Here is a 9,897-nt window from a genome sequence, read left to right as displayed (position 1 = left end):
CGAGCCCCCCGCCGAGCCTCCCGCACCCGCCGCAGCCGATTCACCAGCACCGGCGCGTGCGCCAGCGCCTCCTTCGCGCCGCGGTGCCCGTGTGGCCCGGTGCCCGCGGCCGCCTCGCGCGGACCTCAGTGCCCGTTGACGTCCACCACCTCGACGCCCCGGATGTTCCGCTCGATCTCCTCCGCCGGCAGCGCGATCGCCAGCGCCCAGTAGTAGACGACCAGCGAGAACGCCACCACCACGACGATGTCCCACCACAGCGGCAGGTTCCCCTGCGAGCCCACGCCGAAGGTGCCCTGCCAGGAGATCAGGCCCATGCCGACCAGGTAGACCGGCAGCCACTGACCGGCCCGGAAGTCCATCCGGGGCGCGTTCGGCAGCCCCTTCGAGCGCGCGTACCAGGAGTACCCGCCGAGCAGCACGTAGCCGATCACGATCGCCAGACCGAGGCGCCACAGGGTGTCCCAGCCGGACCAGTAGATGACCAAGCCGGCCACCACGAAGGCCAGCGGCGAGACCACGGAGCCGCCGGGCAGGTGGTACGAGCGCTCCATCCCGGGCAGCCGCTTGCGCAGCACCCCGAAGGCCAGCGGAGCGCCCGCGTACATCAGCACCACCGCCGAGGTGATGAACCCGACCAGCCGCTGCCAGCTCGGGAAGGGCAGGAAGCAGATCACCCCGGCCACCCAGGCGATCAGCAGGCCGAGCCAGGGCACCGCGCGCTTGTCGGTGGACTGCAGCATCTGCGGCGCGTAGCCGTTGCGGCTCAGGCCGTAGGTGACCCGGGAGCTGGAGGTGATGTAGACGAGCCCGGTGCCGGCCGGCGAGATGACCGCGTCGATGAACAGCACGGTGGCCAGCCAGCCCAGCCCGATCAGGGTCGCCAGGCCGGCGAACGGTCCGCTGATCCCGGGGTAGTCGAGCGTGCTCCAGCCGTGGGCGAAGGTCTCCGGCGGCAGCGCGCCGATGAACACCACCTGGAGCATCACGTAGACGATCGTGCCGATCACCACCGAGCCGAGCACCGCGCGCGGGATGTCCCGGCGCGGGTTGCGGCTCTCCCCCGCCCACTGGATGGCCTGCTCGAAGCCGAGCAGCGCGAAGATCACCCCGCTGCTGCTGATCGCCGTGAGCACGCCCTTGGCACCGTCCGGCGCGAAGCCGTGGACGTCGAAGTTGGAGCCGTGGAACTCGCTGATGCCGAGCGCGAAGATGGTCAGCACCGGGATGGCGACCTTCCAGACGGTGGCCGCGCTGTTGGTGTGGGCGAGCAGCCGCACGCCGAGGAAGTTGACCGCGACGAAGAGCCCGAGCAGGACGGCCGCGACGACGAACCCCCAGCCGGTCAGCGTCAGGTTCTTGTTCAGCAGGCCGTCCGCCCAGCTCCAGTGCTGGGCGTAGTTGAGCATCGCCTGCACCTCGATCGGTGCGATGGTGGCGGCCTGGAGCCAGGTGAACCAGCCGAAGGACATCCCGGCGAACCCGCCGAAGGCGTAGTGCGGGTAGCGCGCCGTACCGCCCGCCACCGGGAACAGCCCGCCCAGCTCGGCGTGCACCAGCGCCAGCAGGACGATCGCGACCGCGCCGATGCCCCAGGACAGCAGCGCCGCGGGCCCGGCCGCCACCGCCGCCTTCTGCGCCCCGAACAGCCAGCCGGAGCCGATGATCGCCCCGACCGAGGCCCAGAGCAGTCCGATGACGCCGACCTCACGCCGCAGTGCGGTGTGCCCCGAGCCGGGCGGGGTGGAGGAGGAATGGGCCATGGCCGCTCGCCTCTCGAAGCAGGAGGAATTCCTCGGACAGTCCCCACCCGCCCGCCCCGGAACGCCCCGCGCCCCGCGCCCCTCACTCGAACAGCTCTCCGGAACCACTCGCCGGACCACCCGCCACCGCACCTGCCGACGCACCCGGCGACATGCCCGCCGCGCCGACCTCCGGCACAGTTCCCGCATCGTTCACCTGCCCGGCACGCGGACCTCACCGGAGGCAGGCAGGCTCCCGGACAGGGCCCAAAGTTGGCTATACAACTTGACCTGACACGACTGCCCTGCACGACTGCCCCGACACGACAGCCGTAGTGCGCCGAGGAGAAGACCGATGACCGAACTGCCGCCGTACTGGCTGCGCGACAACTGCCCGTGCGCCGAGTGCCGGGACCCGCGCAACGGGCAGAAGCTGTTCCAGATCGACGACCTGCCCGAGGGCCTCGCCGTCGCCGGGAGCGCCGAGGCCGACGGGCACCTGGAGGTGCTCTGGTCGGACGGGCACCGCTCCCGCTACCCGCTGGAGTGGCTGGACCGGGCCGACGAGGGCGACGGGCGCACCGAGCGGGACAAGCGGCTCTGGACGGCGGCGGACTTCGCGCCCGGCATCCCGCGGGCGCGCTGGGAGGACTACCTGGCCGACCCGGCCGAGCGGGCCGCGGTGCTGGCCGCCGTACGGGACAGCGGCTTCGCCGTGCTCCGCGGGGTGCCGGCCGTCGAGCGGCAGGTGCTGCGGGTGGCGGAGAGCTTCGGGTACGTCCGGGTCACCAACTACGGGGAGCTGTTCGACGTCCGGGTCGAGCCGGACCCCAACAACCTGGCCTTCACCAGCGTCGCCATCGCCCCGCACACCGACAACCCGTACCGGGACCCGGTGCCCACCCTCCAGCTGCTGCACTGCCTGGAGAACTCGGCGACCGGCGGCGACTCCGGACTGGTGGACGGCTTCAAGGCCGCGGCGATCCTCCGGGAGGAGGCGCCGGACGCGTTCGAGATCCTCACCCGCACGCCCGTCCCGTTCGTCTTCCGCGACCGCCGCACCGAACTGCGCGCCGACCGCCCGCTGATCGACGTGGACCCGCGGGGCCGGATCCGCGAGGTCAGGTTCAACAACCGCTCGATCGGCACCGTCCGGGCCGACGGCCCGAAGGAGCTGGACGCCTTCTACACCGCCTACCGCCGCTTCGCCGCGATCACCCTGCGCCCCGAGCTCCTACTCACCTTCCGCCTCGGCCCCGGCGACTGCCTGGTCTTCGACAACACCCGTCTGATGCACGCCAGGACGGCCTTCCAGCAGGACGGCCACCGCCACCTCCAGGGCTGCTACGCCGACCTCGACTCGCTGAACAGCACCCTCGCCGTGCTGCACCGCCGCGCCGCCGGCCTGGACGCGATCGCCGCGTTGTTCGCGGGCGAGGGCGCCGGGGAGTACCTGGGCGAGGAGGTCACCATGGCCGAGCACATGCTCCAGGCCGCCGCTGCCGCCGAGGCCGCCGGGGCGCCGGAGCACCTGGTCGCCGCCGCGCTGCTGCACGACGTCGGACACTTCTTCGACGAGCACGGCCACGGATCCCTGCACGGACAAAATTTGATGGAGGGTCAGGACAACCGGCACAGCGACTGCGGGGCCGACTGGCTGGCCCGCTGGTTCGGCCCGGAGGTCACCGAGCCGGTCCGGCTGCACGTGGCCGCCAAGCGCTACCTGTGCGCGGTCGAGCCCGGGTACCGGGAGCGGCTCTCCGAGGCCTCCGAGTACACGCTGAGCGTGCAGGGCGGCCCGATGGACGAGCGCCAGGCCGCCGCCTTCGCCGAACTCCCGGGCGCCCGGGACGCGGTGGCGGTGCGACGCTGGGACGAGCAGGCGAAGGTGGCCGGCGCCCCGACGCCGGGCTTCGAGCACTACCGCCCGCTGCTCGCCGCGCTCATGCGGTGAGGGCACCCGTACCTCGGGGACGCCCGTGCACCGAGGACGCCCCTCGCGGCACGCGCGGGAAGCTCAGTCCAGCTCCCGCGCGTGCCGCGAAAGCGCCGACGTGGCCAGGGAGTTGTGCACGCTGAACGCCACCGTCCCGGGCAGGTAGCGGTCCTGGGACCACTCCACCGGCGTGCCCGTCGGGTCGGTCGTGCGGCGCCGCTCGCGCAGCAGCGGGCCACCCCGGCGGCAGCCGAGCAGCCGGGCGTCCTCGGCGTTGGCCGGGACGACGTCGATGGTGTGGTCGGCGTCGGTGAACAGGATGCCGTGCTCGCGCAGCACTTCGGTGTGCGAGACCACGTCCGGCGGCAGTTCGGCGACGATCTCGCCGACCCGCGGCGGGTAGACGGTGCGCTCGACCATCACGGGCGTGCCGGAGAGCGTCCGCAGCCGGACGATGACGTACACCTCGGCGCCCGGCTCCAGGCGCAGTTGCTCGCGCTCGGCGGCGTCGGCCGGGCGGCGCACCAGCGAGTCCAGGATGCCGCCGGGCTCCTCGCCCATCGAGTACGCCCAGTGCGTGAAGCTGAGCAGCTCGGAGAAGCTCTGCACCCGGGCCCCGCCGAGGACCACCCGGCGGGTGCCGCGGCGGGAGGTGACCAGTCCGTCGGAGCGCAGCACGGCGAGCGCCTGGCGGACGGTGCCGCGGGAGACGCCGTACTGCTCGGCCAGCGCGCCCTCGGCGGGCAGCCGGCCGGCCTCGCCGAACGCGCCGGTGGTGATCGCCTCGCGCAGGTCGGCGGCCACCTTCCGGTACAGCGCGCCGGGGCGCTCGGCCGGGGGCTCGCCGGCTGTCGGGCGCCCCCCGGCAGCCGAGCGCTCCCCGCCGGCCGAGTGGTCCCCGGCGGCCGGGTGCCCTTCGGTCCCGGGGTGCTGGGGCTCAGTTGCCACGTCAGTCAATGTCCCTCCTGGGGCGGTGTCCTGCGCAGCCGTACCGGCGCGGACAGCCCGACCTTATCCCGCTGCGCCTTCGAAGCATCGCACCGAACGGTTCACGCTCCGATGGCCGGATTCCACCGTTCCCGCAGCCGACCCCGGTTCTGGGCCGTCCGTTCACCTTCCCGTCACCGGGCTCCGGCGTACTTACTGCTGTCAGCGAAGTTGGCTAGTCAACTCGGACGACGTCGATCGATCGCCCACCCGGCCGGTCCGCCGCCCTTCGCGAGACGCAAGCCCGCGGAACCCCCCGCGAACGCCCCTCGCAGTACGCCCCCTTAACAGGAGACTTCCCCGTGACCGTGCACCGTGCCCGCGCCGCCGCCTTCGCGGCCGTACTGACTGCCGCCGCGCTCTCCCTCACCGCCTGCGGCTCCGCCGGTTCGAGCGCCAAGTCCGGCGACACCGCCAAGGGCGGCGCCAAGGACGCCAAGTCGGCCACCTCGGTCGCCGACTTCGGCGGCATGGACGGCCTGGTCGCCGCCGCCAAGAAGGAGGGCAAGCTCCACGTCATCACGCTGCCCCGGGACTGGGCCAACTACGGCAAGATCATCGACAGCTTCAAGGCCAAGTACGGCATCGAGGTCGAGGAGGAGAACCCTGACGGCTCCAGCCAGGACGAGATCAACGCGATCAACTCCCGCAAGGGCCAGGACCGCGCCCCCGACGTGGTCGACCTGGGCAGCGCCTTCGCCCTCCAGGCGGTCAAGGACGGCATCCTCGCCCCCTACAAGGTGTCCACCTTCGACAAGGTTCCGGACACCATGAAGGACGCGAACGGCGCCGCCGTCAACGACTACGGCGGCTACGTCTCCATCGGCTGCGACGCCAAGAAGATCGCCGTCTGCCCGACGACCTTCGCCGACCTGCTCAAGCCGGAGTACAAGGGCCAGGTCGCCCTCAACGGCAACCCGACCAAGTCCGGCTCCGCCTTCGGCGGCGTCTACGCGGCCGCGCTCGCCAACGGCGGCTCGCTGGACAACATCCAGCCCGGCATCGACTTCTTCGGCAAGCTGAAGCAGTCCGGCAACTTCAACCCGGTCGAGTCGACCCCGGCCACCGTCGAGAAGGGCGAGACCCCGATCTCGATCGACTGGTCCTACCTGAACGCTGGCTACACCGACGAGTTCAAGGACAAGGGCGTCGACTGGAAGGTCTCCATCCCGGTCGACGGCTCCTACGCCCAGTTCTACAACCAGGCCGTCAACAAGTGGGCCCCGCACCCGGCGGCCGCCCGCCTGTGGCAGGAGTACCTGTTCAGCGCCGAGGGCCAGAACCTCTTCCTCGGCGGCTACGCCACCCCGTCGACCTTCGAGGCCCTGAAGAAGGACGGCACCCTGGACGCCGCCGCGGCCGCCAAGCTGCCGCCGGTCGAGAAGCCGTTCACCAACTTCCCGACCGTCGACCAGATCAACGCGGCCAAGAAGGTCGTCACCGAGAACTGGACCAAGGCCGTCGCGGGCTGACACCCCGGCCACGTACCGCAATTCGGGCTGAGAAAAGGCACTCATGACCACGGCTCCCACCCCGGTGCCGACCACCCCCGCCGCCACCTCCCCCGGTGGCGGCGCGGGGGCGTCCGCCACCGCCACGACCGCCTCCCCCACCACTACCGCCACCCCCGCCCCGCGGCGCCGGCCGCTCGCCCGCCTCGGCGGAGCGTCCTGGCTGGCCGCCGTGCCGCTGCTGCTGTTCTTCCTGATCGGCTTCGGACTTCCCACCGTCGCCATCGTGATCGGCGCGTTCACCACCTCCAGCGACGCGGAGACCGGTGCGGGGCAGTTCACCTTCGACAACCTGACGGCCTCCGTCCAGGGCGGCTACCAGACGGCCATGCTGAGCAGCCTCAAGCTCTCCGCGCTGACCGCGCTGCTCGCCACCGTGCTCGGACTGCCGCTCGCCCAGGCCGTCGTCACCTCCCGGCACGGCTGGCTGCGCCAGGCGGTGCTCACCGCCTCCGGTGTGCTCGCCAACTTCGGCGGACTGCCGCTCGCCTTCGCCTTCGTCGCCACCCTCGGCAACGCCGGCGAGATCACCAAGCTGCTGCACCTCACCGACCACGGCTGGTCGCTGTACTCCTTCACCGGCCTGACGGTCGTGTACCTGTACTTCCTCGTCCCGCTGATGGTGCTCACCATCACCCCGGCCCTGGACGGCCTGCGGACCCAGTGGCGCGAGGCCGCCCAGAACAACCGCGCCACCGGCCCGCAGTACTGGATCCACGTCGCCCTGCCGATCCTGGCCCCCTCCCTGCTCGGCGGCTTCGTGCTGCTCTTCGGCAGCGCCTTCGCCGCCTACGCGACGGCCGCCGCCATGGTCGGCGCGACCGTCCCGCTGGTCAGCCGCTCGATCGCGGACGCGCTCTCCGGCAACGTGCTGGTCGGCCAGGGCAACCTCGCCCTCGCCCTCAGCCTCAACATGATCGTCGTGGCCGTCCTGGTGATGGCCGTGTACCTCCCCCTCCAGCGCCGGAGCGCCCGATGGCTCAGCTGACCACCCCCGCCCGCCCCGGCCGACGACGCACCGTGCGCTGGTGGCGCGGCGCCGTGCTGGCGCTCGCCGGCGTCTACTTCGTCGTCCCGCTCGCGGCGTCCTTCTGGTTCTCCATCGACGACCCCAAGGGCATCTCCTTCGAGGCCTACACCGGGCTGCTCTCCGCCCCCGGCTTCCTGGACAGCCTCTGGCTGACCCTCGGCCTGGCCGTGGTCACCGTCGTGGTGCTGCTGCTCCTGCTCGTCCCGGCGCTGATCTCCGTGCGGCTCGGCTCGCCGAAGCTGCGCCCGGTCATCGACGTGCTCTGCACCCTGCCGCTGGTCGTCCCGCCGGTCGCGCTGACCGCCGGCATCATCGGCGTGCTCCGCTGGGGCCCGGACCACCTGATGGACACCCCGTTCTTCCAGACCTTCGTGTTCATCCAGGACCCGGGCTTCCCGCTGGTGCTGGTCATCGCGTACGTGCTGATGGCCCTGCCGCTCGCCTACCGCGCCCTGGACGCCGGCCTGCGCTCGATGGACGTGCGCACGCTGGTCGAGGCCGCCCGCAACTGCGGCGCGAGCTGGCCGCACGCGGTGTTCACGGTCGTCCTGCCCAACCTGCGCGGCGCCCTGCTGAACGCCTCCTTCCTCACCCTGGCCCTGGTCCTCGGCGAGTTCACCACCGCCTCGATCCTCGGCTTCCAGCCCTTCCCGGTCTGGATCTACTCGGTCGGCAACAGCCAGGCCCACATGTCGGTCGCGGTCTCCATCCTGAGCCTGCTGCTCACCTGGCTGCTGCTGCTCCTGCTGGCCACCGCCGGACGCGAGCGCCACGCCAAGACCGCCACCTCCTGAAACCCCCCGGAGTCACCAGTCATGACCACGGCCACCGCCATCGCCAACGGCGTCTCGCTCTCCCCCGGCAGCGCCACCGTCGAATTCCGCTCCCTGCGCCGCGCGTTCGGCGCCACCACCGCCCTCGACGGCCTGGACCTGACCGTCCACCCGGGCGAGCTGCTCGCCCTGCTCGGCCCGTCCGGCTGCGGCAAGACCACCGCGCTGCGCATCCTCGCCGGCTTCGAGCAGCACGACTCCGGCGAGGTGCTGGTCGACGGCCGGGACATCACCGCGATCCCCGCGCACAAGCGCGACGCGGGCATGGTGTTCCAGTCCTACAGCCTCTTCCCGCACCTGACCGCGCTGGACAACGTCGCCTTCGGGCTGCGGATGCGCGGCACCGGCAAGGCCGAGCGCCGCAAGCGGGCCCAGGAGCTGCTGGAGCTGGTCGGCCTGCCGCACCGCGCCGACCACTACCCGCACCAGATGTCCGGCGGCCAGCAGCAGCGCATCGCCCTCGCCCGCGCGCTCGCCCTCCAGCCCCGCGTCCTGCTGCTGGACGAGCCGCTGTCCGCGCTGGACGCCAAGGTCCGCCTCCAGCTGCGCGAGGAGATCCGCCGCCTCCAGCAGGAGCTGGGCATCACCACCCTGTTCGTCACCCACGACCAGGAGGAGGCCCTGTCGATGGCCGACCGGGTCGCGGTGCTGCGCGCCGGGAGGCTGGAGCAGTGCGCCACCCCGTCCGAGCTGTACGGCCGGCCGGCCACCGCCTTCGTCGCCGAGTTCGTCGGCACCATGAGCCGCATCCCGTGCACCCGCACCTCGGACGGCGTCGAGGTGCTCGGCCGCCGCCACGCGGTGGACGGCGAGATCCCGGCCGACGGGGAGCTCCAGGTGCTGGTCCGCCCGGAGAACGTCACCCTGACCCCGGCCGAGGACGGCCCCGCGCTGGTGGTCACCGCCTCCTTCCTGGGCGCCGTCACCCGGCTCACCGTCCGCCTGGACGACGGCACCGAGGTCAAGGCCGACCTGCCCACCGAGGCCGCCGCCGCGCTGCCGGCCGGTGCGCGGGCCTCGCTCACCCTGCCGGAGCGCCCGGTCCTGGTGGACCGCCGCGCGGCCTGAGAGCCTCGTACCTCCCCGCTCCGCCCGACGGAGCACCGCCGAACCACCGAAGAGCCACCCGAAGGTACCGCCATGCCTGACTCCGCCATGCCCGGATCCCCCGCCCTGGCCGATTCCCCCGCCCTGCCCGCCGCCGTCCTGTTCGACATGGACGGCACCCTGGTCGACACCGAGCGACTGTGGTGGCAGGCCGCCGCCGAGCTCGCCGAGGAGCTGCACCGCCCGCTCACCGACCAGGACGCCCCCGAGGTGCTCGGTCAGGCGGTCGAGCACACCGCCGCCCACCTGCACAGGGTCAGCGGCACCGCCCTCGGCGAGGCCGAACTCGCCGCCCGGCTGGACGAGTCCTTCGCCGCCAAGGTCGCCACCGAGACGGTGCCGCGCCCCGGCGCGCTCGCCCTGCTGGCCGCGCTGCGCGACGCCCGGGTGCCCACCGCGCTGGTCTCCGCCTCCCCCCGCGGGGTGGTGGACCTGGTGCTGTCCGCCATCGGCCGGGACTGGTTCGCCGTCACCCTGGCCGCCGGGGAGACGGCGCGCACCAAGCCCGCGCCCGACCCGTACCTCGCCGCCGCCGAGCGGCTGGGCCTGGACCCGGCCGACTGCCTCGCCGTCGAGGACACCCCGACCGGGGTCGCCTCCGCCACCGCGGCCGGCTGCGCGGTGCTCGCCGTGCCGTCCACCGCGGTGCCGATGCCGCGGGGCGAGCGGATCACCCTGCTCGCCAGCCTGGAGCAGGCCGACCTCGCCCTGCTCGGGAAGCTCGCCGGAGCCGGCGCGGTTCGACCCTGAC

9 protein-coding genes are annotated in these 9,897 nt (G+C 72.7%); 6 read left to right on the top strand and 3 right to left on the bottom strand.

Going from position 1 to position 9,897, the window contains the following annotated elements; genetic code table 11:
• Positions 1–65 (bottom strand): DUF3263 domain-containing protein (locus tag ACWDBE_RS09635; protein ID WP_449807679.1); only part of this gene is annotated, 65 nt, incomplete at its 3' end.
• A 60-nt stretch (positions 66–125) separates the two neighbouring features.
• The gene (locus ACWDBE_RS09630) at positions 126–1,763 is read right to left on the bottom strand and encodes an APC family permease (protein ID WP_449789386.1); all 1,638 of its coding nucleotides are present in this window, start codon (positions 1,761–1,763) and stop codon (positions 126–128) included.
• Between the two features lie 334 nt (positions 1,764–2,097).
• Here ACWDBE_RS09630 and tmpA point away from each other — a divergent pair, with 334 nt between their 5' ends.
• Positions 2,098–3,696 carry a 2-trimethylaminoethylphosphonate dioxygenase gene (gene tmpA / locus ACWDBE_RS09625; RefSeq protein ID WP_449807638.1) on the top strand — a complete coding sequence of 533 codons (1,599 nt, stop codon included), beginning with the start codon at positions 2,098–2,100 and terminating at the stop codon, positions 3,694–3,696.
• A gap of 63 nt (positions 3,697–3,759) precedes the next feature.
• Here tmpA and ACWDBE_RS09620 read toward each other — a convergent pair whose 3' ends face one another.
• Positions 3,760–4,626, bottom strand: a complete 867-nt coding sequence (locus ACWDBE_RS09620; protein ID WP_449807637.1) for a GntR family transcriptional regulator — start codon at positions 4,624–4,626, stop codon at positions 3,760–3,762.
• A 341-nt stretch (positions 4,627–4,967) separates the two neighbouring features.
• On the opposite strand from ACWDBE_RS09620, the gene ACWDBE_RS09615 reads away from it, so the two are divergent.
• The 5 genes from ACWDBE_RS09615 to ACWDBE_RS09595 all read left to right on the top strand — a co-directional run bounded on the left by ACWDBE_RS09615 (position 4,968) and on the right by ACWDBE_RS09595 (position 9,896).
• On the top strand, positions 4,968–6,137 hold the full coding sequence (locus tag ACWDBE_RS09615) for an ABC transporter substrate-binding protein (RefSeq protein ID WP_449789383.1): 1,170 nt from the start codon (positions 4,968–4,970) through the stop codon (positions 6,135–6,137).
• Positions 6,138–6,180: 43 nt separating this feature from the next.
• A complete protein-coding gene (locus tag ACWDBE_RS09610) occupies positions 6,181–7,164 on the top strand; it encodes an ABC transporter permease (RefSeq protein ID WP_449789382.1) in 984 nt (327 codons plus the stop codon).
• Positions 7,152–8,000: an ABC transporter permease gene (locus ACWDBE_RS09605; protein ID WP_449789381.1), complete on the top strand. Its 849-nt coding sequence runs from the start codon at positions 7,152–7,154 to the stop codon at positions 7,998–8,000. Before ACWDBE_RS09610 ends, ACWDBE_RS09605 begins: the two co-directional genes overlap by 13 nt.
• Positions 8,001–8,021: 21 nt before the next feature.
• Positions 8,022–9,107 (top strand): ABC transporter ATP-binding protein, encoded by a 1,086-nt coding sequence (locus ACWDBE_RS09600; RefSeq protein ID WP_449789380.1) that lies wholly within the window; start codon positions 8,022–8,024, stop codon positions 9,105–9,107.
• Between the two features lie 72 nt (positions 9,108–9,179).
• Complete coding sequence (locus ACWDBE_RS09595; RefSeq protein ID WP_449807636.1) at positions 9,180–9,896, top strand: HAD family hydrolase; 717 nt, start codon at positions 9,180–9,182, stop codon at positions 9,894–9,896.
• Position 9,897: the final 1 nt, after the last annotated feature.

This window comes from Kitasatospora sp. NPDC001132, from assembly GCF_053598415.1.
Note: the sequence above shows the minus strand (reverse complement) of the source record. Positions and strands in the feature narration are given on the sequence as shown.